The organism is Streptomyces sp. NPDC059371 (genome assembly GCF_042751995.1).
GTDB lineage: Bacteria > Actinomycetota > Actinomycetes > Streptomycetales > Streptomycetaceae > Streptomyces.
The window spans coordinates 1-15512 of record NZ_JBHYXD010000140.1; the positions used below are offsets into that span (position 1 = coordinate 1).

Below are 15512 nucleotides of genomic sequence, written 5' to 3' on the forward strand. Positions count from 1 at the left end.
CCGCGATCCGGTCCTTGGTGAAGCCCGCCGCCCGGCCCAGCGTGAACATGCCCACGATCACGGCCGCGAGCAGCGCGATCAGCGGCGCTCCGACGATGTCGAAGACGCGCTGCGTCATGTCCGTCGGGTCGTCGACGACGATGTCCACCAGCGCCTTGGCCAGCATCAGCACCACCGGGAGCAGCATGGTGGCGAGAGTCGCGCCGAAGCTCGGACGCTTCTCCAGGTCCTCCGAGGCACGCGCCGGGACCATGCGGTCGGGAGCCTGGACGTCCACCCAGCGGGCCGCGTACCGGGAGAACACCGGACCGGCGATGATCACCGTCGGGACGGCGACCAGGACACCGAGCGCGAGGGTGAGGCCCAGGTTCGCCTTGACCGCGTCGATCGCGACCAGCGGACCGGGGTGCGGGGGAATCAGACCGTGCATCACCGACAGGCCCGCGAGTGCCGGGATTCCGATGCGCATCAGCGAGTAGTTGCCGCGCCTGGCGACCATCAGGACCACCGGGATCAGCAGCACGATGCCGACCTCGAAGAACAGCGGCAGGCCGATCACCGAGGCGATCAGCACCATCGCCCACGGCATCGCGCGACCGCCCGCCTTGGCGAGGATCGTGTCGACGATCTGGTCGGCGCCGCCCGAGTCGGCGAGCAGTTTGCCGAGGATCGCGCCGAGGGCGATCAGGACACCCACACCGGCCACCGTCGAGCCGAGTCCGGTGGTGAAGCTGACGATGGTCTTGTCGAGCGGGGCGCCGGCGAACGCGCCGAGGGCCAGCGAGCCGATGGTCAGGGCGAGAAAGGCGTGCAGCTTGAACCGGGTGATGAGCAGGACGATGACGGCGATGCCCGCCAGCACGGCTATGCCCAGTTGAGCGTGGCCCGCCGAGGTGATCGGTTCGACGGCGTCCGCTGCCAGCATCTCGACACTGAGTCTGGTCACGGTTGTTCCCTTGCTTGAGAAAAGGACGCGGGGAGGGTGGTGCGCGCTGTCGCCCGAGCGACAGCGTTGTCACGGGCACCGGTACGGGTACGGGTACGGGTACCGGTATGGGGTACGGCGTCGGAGTCCCGGGCTGCTGCGGCTGTGCCGAGGCCGGGCCGAGGCCGCTACGGCCGGGGCGGTTCGAGAGCGCCGAGCGCCGCCACGGCCCGCTCGATGATCTCGGCGGGCTCGCCGGAGACGTCGACCTCGACCCCCGCCTCGTCCGCCGTCAGCGGCTGGAGCGTGGCGAACTGCGAGTCCAGGAGCGCCGTGGGCATGAAGTGCCCCGTGCGGTGCGACATCCGGTCCTCGATGAGCTCGCGGTCGCCGGTCAGATGCACGAAGACGACCCCGGGCGCGGCCGCGCGCAGCCGGTCCCGGTAGACGCGCTTGAGCGCCGAACTGCTGACCACACCGCCGAGCCCCGCCCGGTCGTGCGCCCAGTGCCCGATGGCGTCCAGCCACGGCCACCGGTCGTCGTCGGTCAGCGGCGTCCCGGCCGTCATCTTGGCGATGTTGGCCTGCGGGTGGAAGTCGTCGCCCTCGGCGTACGGCACGCCGAGCCGGGCCGCGAGCAGCGGGCCGATGGTGGTCTTCCCGGTGCCTGCGACGCCCATGACCACGACGACATGGGGGGTGGGACTGTGCTGCATCGCGCTCTCGCTGTCTTCGTCGACATCTGATGTCGACGCCACTGAAACGCATTAGGTACGACAAATTCAAGAGTGTGTGACATATAAGTCTGACTTTTTGTTCGTGACGTAAGCCTCGTACCCTGACCTCATGACCACACGGGGCCGGGGGCTGCACGGACACGTACTCGAAAGCCTCGGGCCGGCGATCACGGCGGGTGACTACCCGCCGGGCAGTGTGCTGCGCACCGACGAACTCGCCCAGCGCTTCGAGGTGTCCCGCTCCGTCATGCGCGAAGCGGTCCGGGTCCTCGAGTCCATGTACCTGGTCGAGTCCCGCCGCCGCGTGGGCGTGACGGTCCGCCCCAAGTCCGAGTGGAACGTCTACGACCCCCAGGTCATCCGCTGGCGGCTGGCCGGCGCCGACCGTCCCCACCAGCTCCGTTCCCTCACCGTCCTGCGCTCGGCGATCGAACCCGTCGCCGCGGGACTGGCCGCACGGCACGCCACCCCCGAGCAGTGCGCGGAGCTCACCGCGTGCGCGCTCGGCATGGTCGCCACCTCACGCGGGCATCAGCTCGAGGGCTATCTCGTCCACGACGTCGCCTTCCACCGGGTGATCCTCAAGGCGTCCGGCAACGAGATGTTCGCCCGCCTCGGAGACGTCGTCGCGGAGGTCCTGTCCGGCCGCACCCATCACGACGTCATGTTCGAGGATCCCGACCCCGCGGCCGTCACCCTGCACGTCCAGCTCGCCGAAGCCGTCCGCGAGGGCGACGCCGCGCGCGCCGAGAGGATCACCCGCGAGATCACCGTCGGCGCGCTCCAGGAACTGGACGTCCTGGCCCCCTGACGGCCCACCCGAGGTCAGTCCAGGAACTCCCCGTCCACATACACCCAGGCCCCGTCCACCCGCTCGAACCGGCTCCGCTCGTGCAGCGAACCACCCCGGTAGGAGGCCCGGAAGGTCACGGTCCCCGTGGTGTGGAACGCCGAGCCCTGGCCGGTGTCCAGGATCTCCAGGCCGGTCCACCGCATCCCCGGGTCGAACTCCACCCGGGCCGGCCGCGTCCGGGGATGCCAGGTCCGCAGCAGGTAGCCCTCGTCCTCCTTCACGAAGGCGCAGTAACGCGACCGCATGAGCGCCTCGGCACTCGGCGCCGCGGCCTCGCCGCGATGGAAGCGCCCGCAGCAGCGCGCGTACGGACCGGGGAGCCCACAAGGGCAGGAACGGCTGGTCATCGCGTCATTCTCCCCGGACCCGCGCCGGGTCCGGGCCCGGCGGCGGATAGGTGGGCGGATAGGCGGGCCTGGCCGGCAACCGGGGTGCGGCTTTCGGCAGGCGCGGGGGCGCCTCCGGCAGCGGCGGCAGCGCCGTCTCGTACAGCCACGCCGTGAAGAGATCGTCCAGCGGCTCGGCCGCGTAGCGCGAGACATGCGCGGTGAACACGGACGTGGTGACCGTGCCGCCCCGGTGCAGCGTCGCCCAGCCGCGCAGCATGCGGAAGAAGGCCTCGTCGCCCATCGCGCACCGGATCGCGTGCACCGTGAGCCCGCCGCGCTGGTAGAGCCGGTCGTCGAACATCAGCTTGCGGCCCGGGTCCGCCAGCAGCAGATCCTGCGGCAGCGCGGCCAGCTTCCGGTGCGCGGCGGCGGCGAGCTGATGGGCCGGGCGCCCGCCGGAGCGCTCCGACCACAGCCACTCGGCGTACTTCGCGAGCCCCTCGTTCAGCCAGATGTGCCGCCAGTCCGCGATGGTCACACTGTTGCCGAACCACTGATGCGCCAGCTCGTGCGCGATCAGCCGCTCCGAACCCCGCGCCCCGTCCACATGATTGGCGCCGAACAGCGAGAGACCCTGGGCCTCGACCGGGACGTCGAGCTCCTCCTCGGTCACCACCACGGCGTACTCGCCGAACGGATAGGGCCCGAACAGGCCCTGGAACAGTTCCATCATCGCGGGCTGCCGCGCGAAGTCGCGGGAGAACTCCGGCAGAAGCTGCGCGGGCAGATGTCCGGACTGCGGTATGCCGGACAGACCCGGATCGCCGAGCAGCACCGTCTGGTACTTCCCGATCGACAGGCCCACCAGGTAGCTGGAGGTCGGCGCGGGCTGCTCGTACACCCAGGTCGTCGTCGACGCCTTCGTCGTCCGCGTCAGCAGACGCCCGCCCGCCACCACCGCGTACGCGGACGGCGTGGTGACCGAGATCTGGTACGCGGCCTTGTCGGCCGGCCGGTCGTTGCACGGATACCAGGACGGCGAACCGACCGGCTGGCTCGCCACCAGCGCCCCGTCCTCCAGTTCCTCCCAGCCGATCCCGCCCCAGGGACTGCTGACCGGCTTCGGATTGCCCGACCAGTGCACCTCGACCGTGAACGCGGCGCCCGCCCGCACCGGCTTCGACGGGCGGATCCGCAGCCTGCCGCCCCGGTGCGTGTAGTGCGGGGCCTTGCCGTCGACACGGACCCGGCCGATCCGGAAGTCGGCCAGGTTGAGCTGGAACTCGGCCAGCGCGGAACGGCCCGCTATGGCGTTGATCCGCGCGGTGCCGGAGAGCCGGTTCGGGCCGGGGCGGTAGTCCAGCGCGAGTTCGTACCGGTGCACCCGGAAACGGGAGTCACCGTTGGCCGGGAAATAGGGGTCCGGTCCCGCTGTCTGCTGAACGCTCACTGCTGCGACTGCTCCCTGCCCTGTGCTCGACTCTCCGCTGTACCGCCCTTCGTGTCCGATCAAGTCACGTCTGCTACGAACGCCAGGCCTCGATCGGGTTGCCCAGCCAGCGGGTGTCGTCGGGAACGGACTCCGCAGCCATCACCAGCGACGCGGGACCCAGAGTGGAGCGGGCCCCGATCGTGCTGCCGGGCAGGACGATTCCGCCCGGACCCAGAGTGGCGCCCTCACGGAGGACCACAGTATCCGTCCGCAAGATCCGGTCGTGGAAGAGGTGGGTCTGCAGGACGCAGCCCCGGTTGACCGTCGTCGCGTCCCCGAGCGTCACGAGGTCCGACTCCGGCAGCCAGTAGCTCTCGACCCAGGCGCCTCGCCCGATCCGGGCGCCGAGCCCCCGCAGCCACGCGGTCATCAGCGGCGTACCGGGCACGGATCCCGCCAGCCACGGCACGGCGACGACCTCCACGAAGGTGTCCGCCAGCTCGTTGCGCCACACGAAACCGCTCCACAGCGGGTGCTCACCGGCACGGTGCCGCCCCACCAGCAGCCACTTCGCCGCGATGGAGACCAGACACCCGAGCACACCCACGGCGAGCAGCACCACACCCGCGAACGCCCACGCCCACGGCCCCAGCGCGCACAGCGCGGCGACCGTCAGCACGGCCAGCGCCGCCGAACAGAACACCGGCACCAGCCGGCACAGCTCCACCAGACCACGCGCCCACAGCAGCCGGACCGGCGGCTCGTACGTACGGCTCTGATCGCCGCCCTGCGCCGCACGCGGCAGCTTCATCGGCGGCAGCCCCAGATACGAGCTGCCCTTCTTCGCCTTCTTCGGCGTCGCCGACAGCACACCGACCAGACCGCCGTCCGGCACACTGCGGCCCGGAGCGGTCATCCCGGAATTGCCGAGGAACGCCCGCCGACCGATCTCGGCCCGCCCGATGCGCATCCAGCCGCCACCGAGCTCGTACGGAGCCGTCAGCGTGTCGTCCGCCAGGAACGCGCCGTCCCCGACCGTCGTCAGACTCGGCAGCGCGAGCACCGTCGACACCTCGGCGCCCCGGCCGATCCGCATCCCGAGCAGCCGCAGCCACACCGGCGTGATCAGCCCGGCGTACAACGGGAACAGCGTCTCCCGGGAGCGGTCCATGAGCTGCGTGACCGTCCAGGCCTGCCAGCCGATCCGGCTGTGCGTCGGATGCGTGCCCTCGTGCAGCCCGAGGCTCAGCAGCCGCACCGCGACCAGCAGCAGCAGCGCGTACGCGAGACCGAACGCCAGCGTCGCCGGAACCAGGGCGAGCGCCGCACCGCGCAGCGCCGCGCCGAGCCCGGCGTCCGCGCTCACGAACACCCGGGCGACGAGCAGCGCCGCGACGGCGGCCAGCACCGGCAGCGCGCTCAGCGCGAACCCGGTCGCGCCGTACAGCACCCGCCAGGACGTGCCGCGCTGCGGCCGGTCCTTGGGCCACGCCCGCTTCGCCTTGCCGAGCTTGACCGCGGGTGCCCCCGCCCAGCGCTGCCCGGTCGGGATCTGGCCCGTCACGGCGGAACCCGGAGCGACCTCGGAGCGCTTGCCCACCCGGGACCCGGGGAACAGGATGCTGCGCGTCCCGACCACGGCACCGGCGCCCACCTTCACCGGGCCGATCTCCAGCCGGTCGCCGTCCAGCCAGTACCCGGACAGGTCCACCTCCGACTCGACGGCGGCACCCCGGCCCATCTTGAGCATGCCGGTGACCGGCGGCAGCGAGTGCAGATCCACGTCCTGCCCGACCCTGGCGCCCAGCGCACGGGCGTACCGCTCCAGCCAGGACCCCGTCAGCGAGGTCGCACCGCTGAACGCGGCCAGCCGCTCGGCCGTCCACAACCGCAGATGGACACTCCCGCCGCGCGGATACCGGCCGGCCTTCACACCGCGCAGCAGCAGCCGGGCACCGCCCGCGGCGACGGCGAGCCGTCCCGGCGGGCTGTACAGAACGAGCGCACCGGCACCCACCAGCCACCATGAGGCGCCGGGCGCCCACGGATAGGGGCCGATCCAGTGCAGGACGTTGCCGAGCGCGGCCAGCGCCACCGTCCAGCGCAGCCCGAGCAGGCAGAAGAGCGGAAGCAGCACGACCAACTGGACCAGCTTGGCGCGCACGGGGACCGGCGCGATCACCCGCTCCGCGCCGTCGTCCTGCGCGGATCTCTCCAGATGCCGGGCCAGCTTGCGCAGCACCGGCTGCTGATAGATGTCGAGCACGGCGGCGCTCGGATAGCGGGCGCGCAGCCGCGTCGTGAGCTGGGCGGCCGCGAGACTGCTGCCGCCGATCGCGAAGAAGTCGTCGCCGGCCCCGCCGACGGGGATGCCGAGCACCTCGCTCCACTGTTCGGCGAGCCAGGCCTCGGTGCCGTACAGCTCCTCCTTGGCGCCGCGGGTCCCCAGACCCTCCAGGGGCCAGGGCAACGCGTTCCGGTCGACCTTGCCCGACGTCCGGGTCGGCAGGTCCTCCACCGGCGCGATCAGCGGGACCAGCGCGGCGGGCAGCTCGGCCCGCAGCTTCTCGACGGCGGCCGCCTGGTCCCAGCCCTCCTGGGTGACGACATAGCCGACGAGGAGCTGATTGCCGCCGCGCGCGGTCCGCACGGCCGCGGCGGCACCCGCGACACCGGGCAGCGCCTGGAGCGCCGCGTCCACCTCGCCGAGCTCGATCCGGCGTCCGCCGAGCTTGATCTGCTCGTCGGCCCGCCCGAGGAAGATGAGCCCCTCGGGTTCCGCCTTGACCAGGTCACCGCTGCGGTACGCCCGCTCCCAGCCCAGTGAGGCGAGCGGCGCGTACTTCTCGGCGTCCTTCTCCGCGTCGAGGTAGCGGGCGAGTCCGACCCCGCCGATCACGAGCTGGCCGCTGCCGCCCATCGGCACCGGCTCGCCCGCCTCGTCGACGACAGCGAGCTCCCAGCCGTTCAGCGGCAGCCCGATACGGATGGGCTCGTCACCGGTCAGCAGCGAGGCACAGGCCACGACGGTCGCCTCGGTCGGCCCGTACGTGTTCCACACCTCCCGGCCCTCGGTGACCAGGCGCTGGGTCAGCTCGGGCGGGCAGGCCTCGCCGCCGAAGATCAGCAGCCGGACCTCGTTGAGGGTCTCGGGCTCCCACAGGGCGGCGAGGGTCGGCACGGTGGAGACGACGGTGATCTCCTGCTCGACCAGCCAGGGGCCGAGGTCGGCGCCGCTGCGCACCTGGGAGCGCGGCACGGGCACCAGGCAGGCCCCGTAACGCCAGGCCAGCCACATCTCCTCGCAGGAGGCGTCGAAGGCGACGGACAGGCCCGCCATGACCCGGTCACCTGGGCCGATGGGCTCCTCGGTCAGGAAGAGGTCCGCCTCCGCGTCGACGAAGGCGGCGGCGCTGCGGTGGCTCACGGCGACGCCCTTGGGCTTGCCGGTGGAACCCGAGGTGAAGATGATCCACGCGTCGTGCTCGACACCGGGCCGCCCCGCGGGGACCTCGGAGCGGCCGTTGACGGTCAGCTCGTGCCCGGCGCCGACGACCGCGCGCACACCGGCCTCGCCGAAGACCAGCTCGGCCCGCTCGTCGGGGTCCTCGGCGTCGACCGGCACGTAGGCGGCCCCGGCGGCGAGGACGGCGAGGATCGCCACGTACAGCTCGTTCGTGCCGGACGGGACCCGCACGCCGACCCGGTCGCCGAGCCCGACCCCGGCGTCCGCGAGCCGTGACCGCACGGCGTCCACCTCGGCGGCCAGGGCGCGGTAGGTGAGGGCGCGCCGGCCGTCGTCGAGAGCGGGCTCGTCCGGGTACGCCCGTACGGAGGCGTCGAGGATGTCGACGAGCGTGCGCGGCGAGGCGGCCGCGGAGGCGGAGAAGCGCGCCTGGTCACCGAACTCCGCACGCACCTCGTCGTCGGACAACGCGAGCGCGGGGCCTTGCTGGAGGGCTGCCATCGGGTCCTCACGTGTTGTTCCCGGATACTCCGGGGAGCCGGTGGGTCCTCAGGTACGCCTGGGGATATTCCGGTCCAGCTCCGAACAAGCCTGCAATTTTAGTACGACGCTAGCTTCGGACCTGCGGATCAGCGATGCGAGACGTCCCCGAGGGCCTCCTCCGGCCCCTTCCTCCAGCGCTGTGACGTGGGAAGACGTCAGCCTGACGAGATCTGCCCCACATCTTTCCGTGACGCCGTGAACACAGCGAGCGAGGGCCCCCGATCCGATGATCGGGGCCCTCGCCCGCTGTGCCCGGTGACGCGGGACGGCGCTGTTCCTCGGTGCGGTCCCGCCGGGTCAGCCCGTGGCGCAGGAGACCGTCGGCCACGTCCACGTGCCGTTGGTCTGGATGGTGACGCCGAAGGTGTTGCCGCTGCCGTTGGGTTTGGCCGTCAGGACCTGGGCGCTGGGGTAACTGGCGCTGATGTTCCAGGTCGAGAGGATCTTCTCGGGCGCGGGCACGTTCATCGTCACGGTCCAGTTGCTCGATCCGGTGACCGTGACGTTGAGGTTGTAGCGGTCGCTCCACTGCTGGCCCGCGGACAGCGTCGCGGCGCACCCGCCACCGCCGCCGCCACCGCCTGTGCCGCCGCCGTCGGGCGCCACGGCGCGGCCGGTCCCCGGGGAGATCATCCCGGCGCACAGGCCGCGGGCGGCGAGACCCTGCGCGATGCGCGGGATCGCGGCGATCGTGTTCGCCGGCCAGTCGTGCATGAGGATGACCTGGCCGCTGGTGAGCCGGCCCGCCGCCTGCACGATCGCGTCGGTGCTCGCGCCGTTCCAGTCCTGCGAGTCCACGTCCCAGATGATCTCGGTCAGGCCGTACTTGGCCTCGACCGACTTCACCGTCGCGTTGGTCTCCCCGTACGGCGGACGGAACAGTTTCGGCGTCCCGCCGCCGGCGGCGGCGATGGCCTGCTGGGTCCGGGAGATCTCCGAGTCGATCTGCGCCTGGCTCTGCTGGACGAGATGCGGGTGGGTGTAGCTGTGGTTGCCCACCCACATGCCGGCGTCCACCTGGGCCCGTACCTGGGCGGGGCTGGACGCCGCGTACTGGCCCTCGTTGAACATGGTGGCCCGCAGCCCGTTCTGCTTGAGGGCGTTGAGCAGGGTGGACGTGGTGCTGGACGGCCCGTCGTCGAAGGTGAGTCCGACGTACCCGTTGCAGGTGGCGGCCCGCGCCGGTCCGGTGTCGAGGGCGAGGGTGCCCGCGGCGGCCGTCGCCACGACGGCCAGGCCCGTGATCAGCGAGCGTAACGAGCCGAGTCGTCCGGATCGCGTGCGGAATCTCATGCGAAGTGCTCCTTCGGCCTTGTGGGGGCAGGGGGTCAGCTCGTGCTGCAGGAGACCGTGGGCCAGGTCCAGTTGCCGTTGGGCTGGATGGTGACCCCGAAGGTGTTGCCGCTGCCGTTGGGTTTGGCCGTCAGGACCTGGGCGCTGGGGTAACTGGCGCTGATGTTCCAGGTCGAGAGGATCTTCGCCGGGGACGGCACGTTCATCGTCACGGTCCAGTTGCTCGATCCGGTGACCGTGACGTTGAGGTTGTAGCGGTCGTTCCACTGCTGGCCGGCGGAGAGGGCCGCCGCGCACCCGCCGGAGCCCCCGCCGGACCCGCCGCCCGATCCGCCGCCCGATCCCGCGTCGCCCACCGTGATGTTGGAGTTCCCGCTGCTCTGATAACCCTCCGTGGCGAGGATCATGTAGTAGTTGAAGCTGCCCAGGTTCATCCCTGCACGGGCCCATGCGTCGAAGTGGTTGCCGGTGGTGATGGTCCCGCCCGTGCGCTTCGACTGCCGGACGCTCCAGTACTGGTCGAAGGTCCGTGTGCCTTCGACGGAGGGCGCGTTGGTCCGCGTCGTCCTGTAGATGTCGTACGTGCCGCCGTCGGTGGTGACGGTGCCCTTGAACGTTCCCGTGGGCCGGTAGGTGCCCCAGTTGTCGACGATGTAGTACTCGACGAGCGGGTTGGACGTCCACCCGTAGAGCGCCAGGTAGGCGTTGCCGGACGGGTTGAAGGTGCCCGAGTAGGTCACACTCCTGCGTCCGCCGTTGCTCCAGCCCTTGCCTGCGACGAAGTTCCCGGTGTTGCTCCACGAGGTGCTGTAGTTGCCGCCGGAGCCCAGGTTCATGGACACCGTGCCGCTGCTGTCGGTCCAGAACGAGTAGTAGTACCCGTTGTTGGTGCCGGTCTGGTTCGACGTGACGACCGTGTCGGCCCGGGCGGTCCCGGGCAGGGTCATCGCGGCCACGGCGACCAGCAGCATGGTGCAGACACCGCTGATGAGCAGCCTGAGGTGACGGAACGTCCCCGGGCGACCGCTACGGCGGCCCGGCGGATGTGCGGATGCGTCGGTCATGTGCGTGTTTCCTCCTCGTTCTCGTGAGGTGACGCGCTGCGAATCGCCCACAGTGTTGAACTGGCCCTGTCAAGTGTCAATGGTTTCGGCACGATGGTCGAAACATTCGTCAGCCTCAATGGGGCGCCGGGAGGGTGTTATGCCTGTTCAGGCGAGTCGCATGGCCCGATCAGAAAGGGCTGGTCGTCGACAGCCTGCCTGTCAAGATCAGAATGGCCTCGCGAGTCCTCGAAAGTTTCGAAGACTTCTCGAATGGTTCGAGGAGTGGAGGCCGGGGCGCGGCGGGCAGGGCGCGGCCCGGATACGCAAAAGACCCCACCGAAGTGGGGTCTCGCTGGTGTCCGAGGGGGGACTTGAACCCCCACGCCCGATAAAGGGCACTAGCACCTCAAGCTAGCGCGTCTGCCATTCCGCCACCCGGACAAGGTGTATGTCGCGCGGGGTTTCCCTCGCGGCGACAGGTGAAACATTACCAGGCTTTCGAGGGGCCCCGATCACCCCCCGTCGCGGCGTGAACGGTGCGTGACGGGCCCGGGGCCGCCCTTGGGCAGGAGGGCGGGTGGGGGAGAGGATGAGGGTGACCACCAGCGGCGACAGTGGGAGGAACCAGCGTGAGCGAGAGCGGCACGACCAGGAACGTCACGGGCGAGGACGAGGTCGTGGACCTCTGTCGTGAGCTGATCCGGATCGACACCAGCAACTACGGGGACCACTCGGGCCCGGGCGAGCGCAAGGCCGCGGAGTACGTCGCCGAGAAGCTCGCCGAGGTCGGCCTCGAACCGCACGTCTTCGAGTCGCACAAGGGCCGCGCCTCCACCGTGGCCCGCATCGAGGGCGAGGACCCCTCGCGGCCCGCGCTCCTCATCCACGGCCACACCGATGTCGTACCGGCCAACGCGGTGGACTGGACCCACCACCCCTTCTCGGGCGAGATCGCCGACGGGATGGTCTGGGGCCGTGGCGCGGTCGACATGAAGGACATGGACGCCATGACGCTCGCCGTCGTACGCGAGCGGATGCGCACGGGCCGCAAGCCTCCGCGTGACATCGTCCTCGCCTTCCTCGCCGACGAGGAGGCCGGCGGGACGTTCGGCGCCCGGCATCTGGTGGACAAGCACCCGGATCTCTTCGAGGGTGTCACCGAGGCGATCGGCGAGGTCGGCGGATTCTCCTTCACGGTCAACGAGAAGCTGCGGCTGTACCTCGTCGAGACCGCGCAGAAGGGCATGCACTGGATGAAGCTGACCGTGGACGGCACCGCCGGGCACGGTTCGATGATCCACAAGGACAACGCGATCACGGAGCTGTCCGAGGCCGTCGGGCGGCTCGGCCGGCACAAGTTCCCGGTGCGGGTGACGAAGACCCTGCGGCACTTCCTCGACGAACTCGGCGACGCCCTGGGCACCGAGCTCGACCCCGAGAACATGGACGAGACGCTCGCCAGGCTCGGCGGCATCGCCAAGCTCATCGGCGCCTCGCTGCAGAACACCGCCAACCCGACCCAACTGGGCGCCGGCTACAAGGTCAACGTCATTCCCGGGCAGGCCACCGCGCATGTCGACGGCCGCTATCTGCCGGGCTACGAGGAGGAGTTCCTCGCCGACCTCGACCGGATCCTCGGTCCCCGGGTCAAGCGCGAGGACGTGCACGCGGACAAGGCGCTGGAGACAGGCTTCGACGGTGCCCTCGTCGACGCCATGCAGACCGCGCTCTCGGCCGAGGACCCGATCGCGCGCGCCGTGCCCTACATGCTCTCGGCCGGCACCGACGCCAAGTCCTTCGCCGATCTCGGTATCCGCTGCTTCGGCTTCGCCCCGCTGAAGCTGCCCCCGGAGCTGGATTTCGCGGGCATGTTCCACGGAGTCGACGAGCGGGTCCCGGTGGACGCTCTCCAGTTCGGCGTGCGTGTACTGGACCGATTCATCGACGCGTCCTGACGGGGCGCCGGCGGCACGCCCCGCCCGGGCGTCGGCGGGCTCACCTGCCGAACCGCCCGGGAGGTGCGGGGTGTTGACGCCCGCATTCGCCCGCGCGTGCGGAGATCGCCCGGGACGGGTGAATGCGACCATAAGCCCATAGCTCTACTACTCCTTCCTCGTTACAGGTGTTGCGATCCGCTGCTTTGGACCGCGTTTGCCTACGCAGGAGGAATAATGATCAAGAAGATCGTCGCCGCAGCCGTTGCCACGGGTGGTCTGGTTCTCGCGGGTGCGGGTCTGGCCGTCGCCGACTCCGGTGCCCAGGGTGCCGCTGTGGGTTCCCCGGGCGTCGCCTCCGGCAACGTCATTCAGGTGCCCGTCCACGTTCCCGTGAACGTCTGCGGCAACACGGTCTCCGTGATCGGGCTGCTGAACCCCGCCTTCGGCAACACCTGCCTCAACCACTGACGTCGCGCCTCATCCCATGAGGGGATCCCCCGGGTCACCTCATGAGGGTCACTTCGTGAAGGTCTGAGCTCGTCCGCCCCGGAGTGCGCGCCATGCGCTCCGGGGCCGACCGGCTTTCCCGCGTACGCCCGGTGGCGTGCGCGTGCTCTCGATGGTCCACGTCCCAAGGACTGTGTTGGTCCACGTCCCAGGACTCAAGGCAGGGATTTCAGCTATGCGACAGGTCACCCGCAAAGGCCTGATGACCGTGGCGGCGGCCGGTGGTGTCCTCGCGGTCACCAGTGTCTCCGCGCACGCCGACTCGGGCGCGATCGGTTCCGCGTCGAACTCTCCCGGCGTGCTGTCGGGCAACACCGTGCAGGCGCCCGTGAACGTGCCGGTCAACGTCTGCGGAAACACCGTGAACGTGGTCGGGCTGCTCAACCCGGCGATGGGCAACACCTGTGTCGACCACGGCGGCGGAGGCGGTTCGTCCGCGGGCCGGGGACACCAGGGCGGTCACGGAAAGCAGGGCGGTCGGGCCGGCCGGGCGACCCACTCCGGCGGCTCACGGGCCGGCGGCAGTACCGCCCACTCGCCGGGCGTGGGCTCCGGCAACCACGTACAGGTGCCGGTCGACGCCCCTGTGAACGTCTGCGGCAACAGCGTGAACGTCGTCGGGATCGGAAACGCGGCGGGGGACGACAGCTGCGCGAACGGAGGGGGCAAGGGCGGCCACCAGCCCGGCCACCCGAGCCACCCCGGCCACCCTGGTCACCCGAGCCACCCCGGTCAGCCGGGTCAGCCCGGACATCCCGGTCACCCCGGTCAGCCGAGCCACCCTGGTCACGACGGTGACTGTGAGCATCCTGGTCACCCCGGACACCCTGGTCACCCCGGACACCCGGGCGAGCCGGGACACCCTGGCCACCCCGGAACGCCCGGTCACCCCGGAACCCCCGCTCAGCCCGGGCACCCCGGCAACCCCGGTCACCCGGCCAACCCCGGTACCCCCGGTCACCCGGGCACGTCCACCTCGGGCGGTGGCAAGCACCCTGCCGGTGCCGTGCAGGTCGGTGGGCCCGGCTCGCGGGCCGACGTGCGGACGCCGGCCGCGGACGGCGGCGCCGAGCTGGCCCACACGGGCAGTGAGCTGCCGGTCGGAGCGGCCGTACCCGCGGCAGCCGCCGCGTTGCTGGCCGGCGCCGTGCTCTACCGCCGGGCGCGTGCCGCCGCGTGACGTGGCGCCGCGTGACGTGGCGACGTGATCAAGCCGGAGAAGTTGCGATGATCACATCGGAGAGTGGGGCGCGGACGTGACGTCGCGCGCGCAGGAATGATCACTGCGCGGCACGGCTGCGACCGGGTCGCCACGGCCTTCCCCCGTGACGTGAGTGACGGTGCGGGCCTCGCGCCGGCGGGGCCCGCACCGGTTCAGCGGCCGTCTGTCACCACGTGGCGCGTACCTGGCGGATGATCCGGCGGCGCAACCGCACTCTGCGGCTGCCGTCGCGGAGCAGACTCAGGCGGTCCAACTCCCAGTGTCCGTACTCGGCATGGTCCGTCAGCAGACGTGTCGTCTCCTTGCGGGAGACCCCGCGAGGTACGTACACGTCGACAAATTCGTATTCCGGCATCGCATCTATTGTGCGGGCAGAGCCCCTGTACGGATAGCGTCTGCACTATGTCTGATGCTGTGCAGCCCACCGCTGCCGAGGTACGCGCCGCCGCAGAGGCTGTCAAGACCGCACTCGACCGCCACCTGGCCGCGGTCGAGCGCAGGACGGGCGATGACGACCCGGACGTCTACGAGGCTTTCAACGAGCTCGCCGCGGCGGCCGAGGAGTACGACGAGCTCCTCTACGACCGCTACGACGAGGTCACGCCCTTCGAGATCCCCGGCGGTGACGACACGCTGCCTCCGTACACCGGACCCGAGGAGCCGAACGCGCTGAGCGTGGTGATCCGCCGGGACTACGCGGTGGTGGAGCCCCAGCGGCTGCTGGCGCAGGCCCAGCGGGTGGAGGCGGTGGAGGAGGACGGTGCCACCGCCGACGAGGGCTTCGACGCGGCGGCCGGCACCGTTCACGGTGCGTTGGGGGTCCTCTTCGGAGAGTTCGAGCCCGACGAGATCGCCAGCCGGCACAAGGAGTTCGGACTGGAGGAGGGCGACTCCACGCTCTGGGTGACCGCCGCGGACGAACCGGCCGAGCCCGGCGAATGGCTGGAGACACCCTTCGAGTCGATCGACCCGCAGCGGGTCGTCTGCCGCTTCGACGTCAGCGCGGTCTTCGACGAGGAGTCGGACGACGACGACCTGGACGACGACCTCGGCTCCGGCGCGGACATCGACTCCGTGGACCGGCTGGACGCGGATCGCTGAGACGACCCGGCACGAAAGTGCCCCCGCGGGGGGGGGCCCCCCCCCCCCCCCGCGCCCCCCCCCAGGGTGGGGGGGAGAGCGCCCCCCCCGGCCCAGGATTTCGGGGGGGCGCGCGGGGCCC

Annotated in this window: 13 protein-coding genes and 1 tRNA gene; 5 read left to right on the forward strand and 9 right to left on the reverse strand. The window is 70.9% G+C overall.

Annotated features, from left to right (window positions below):
- A partial coding sequence (locus ACFXGX_RS40320) for a GntP family permease (RefSeq protein ID WP_384802482.1) occupies window positions 1-946 on the reverse strand: 946 nt, incomplete at its 3' end.
- A gap of 167 nt (window positions 947-1113) precedes the next feature.
- The gene (locus ACFXGX_RS40325) at window positions 1114-1641 is read right to left on the reverse strand and encodes a gluconokinase (protein ID WP_384802518.1); all 528 of its coding nucleotides are present in this window, start codon (window positions 1639-1641) and stop codon (window positions 1114-1116) included.
- Window positions 1642-1771: 130 nt separating this feature from the next.
- On the opposite strand from ACFXGX_RS40325, the gene ACFXGX_RS40330 reads away from it, so the two are divergent.
- On the forward strand, window positions 1772-2473 hold the full coding sequence (locus ACFXGX_RS40330) for a FadR/GntR family transcriptional regulator (RefSeq protein WP_384802485.1): 702 nt from the start codon (window positions 1772-1774) through the stop codon (window positions 2471-2473).
- Between the two features lie 14 nt (window positions 2474-2487).
- On the opposite strand, the gene ACFXGX_RS40335 is transcribed toward ACFXGX_RS40330, so the two are convergent.
- The 6 genes from ACFXGX_RS40335 to ACFXGX_RS40360 form a co-directional block, all read right to left on the reverse strand.
- On the reverse strand, window positions 2488-2862 hold the full coding sequence (locus tag ACFXGX_RS40335) for a YchJ family protein (RefSeq protein WP_384802488.1): 375 nt from the start codon (window positions 2860-2862) through the stop codon (window positions 2488-2490).
- 4 nt (window positions 2863-2866) lie between these two features.
- On the reverse strand, window positions 2867-4294 hold the full coding sequence (locus tag ACFXGX_RS40340; RefSeq protein ID WP_384802491.1) for a M1 family metallopeptidase: 1428 nt from the start codon (window positions 4292-4294) through the stop codon (window positions 2867-2869).
- A 73-nt stretch (window positions 4295-4367) separates the two neighbouring features.
- A complete protein-coding gene (locus ACFXGX_RS40345) occupies window positions 4368-8243 on the reverse strand; it encodes a Pls/PosA family non-ribosomal peptide synthetase (RefSeq protein WP_384802494.1) in 3876 nt (1291 codons plus the stop codon).
- Window positions 8244-8582: 339 nt separating this feature from the next.
- Complete coding sequence (locus ACFXGX_RS40350; RefSeq protein ID WP_384802497.1) at window positions 8583-9578, reverse strand: polysaccharide deacetylase family protein; 996 nt, start codon at window positions 9576-9578, stop codon at window positions 8583-8585.
- 35 nt (window positions 9579-9613) lie between these two features.
- The gene (locus ACFXGX_RS40355; protein ID WP_384802500.1) at window positions 9614-10642 is read right to left on the reverse strand and encodes a glycoside hydrolase family 11 protein; all 1029 of its coding nucleotides are present in this window, start codon (window positions 10640-10642) and stop codon (window positions 9614-9616) included.
- Window positions 10643-10977: 335 nt separating this feature from the next.
- Window positions 10978-11065, reverse strand: a tRNA-Leu gene (locus ACFXGX_RS40360).
- Window positions 11066-11253: 188 nt separating this feature from the next.
- Here ACFXGX_RS40360 and ACFXGX_RS40365 point away from each other — a divergent pair.
- From ACFXGX_RS40365 to ACFXGX_RS40375, 3 genes are all read left to right on the forward strand, one after another.
- On the forward strand, window positions 11254-12579 hold the full coding sequence (locus ACFXGX_RS40365) for a M20/M25/M40 family metallo-hydrolase (RefSeq protein WP_384802503.1): 1326 nt from the start codon (window positions 11254-11256) through the stop codon (window positions 12577-12579).
- 216 nt (window positions 12580-12795) lie between these two features.
- A complete protein-coding gene (gene chpH / locus ACFXGX_RS40370; protein ID WP_384802506.1) occupies window positions 12796-13029 on the forward strand; it encodes a chaplin ChpH in 234 nt (77 codons plus the stop codon).
- 214 nt (window positions 13030-13243) lie between these two features.
- The gene (locus ACFXGX_RS40375; protein ID WP_384802509.1) at window positions 13244-14248 is read left to right on the forward strand and encodes a chaplin family protein; all 1005 of its coding nucleotides are present in this window, start codon (window positions 13244-13246) and stop codon (window positions 14246-14248) included.
- A 208-nt stretch (window positions 14249-14456) separates the two neighbouring features.
- On the opposite strand, the gene ACFXGX_RS40380 is transcribed toward ACFXGX_RS40375, so the two are convergent.
- Window positions 14457-14645, reverse strand: a complete 189-nt coding sequence (locus ACFXGX_RS40380; RefSeq protein ID WP_081223519.1) for a DUF5703 family protein — start codon at window positions 14643-14645, stop codon at window positions 14457-14459.
- 47 nt (window positions 14646-14692) lie between these two features.
- On the opposite strand from ACFXGX_RS40380, the gene ACFXGX_RS40385 reads away from it, so the two are divergent.
- Window positions 14693-15391: a hypothetical protein gene (locus tag ACFXGX_RS40385; RefSeq protein WP_384802512.1), complete on the forward strand. Its 699-nt coding sequence runs from the start codon at window positions 14693-14695 to the stop codon at window positions 15389-15391.
- The last annotated feature ends 121 nt before the right edge of the window (window positions 15392-15512 follow it).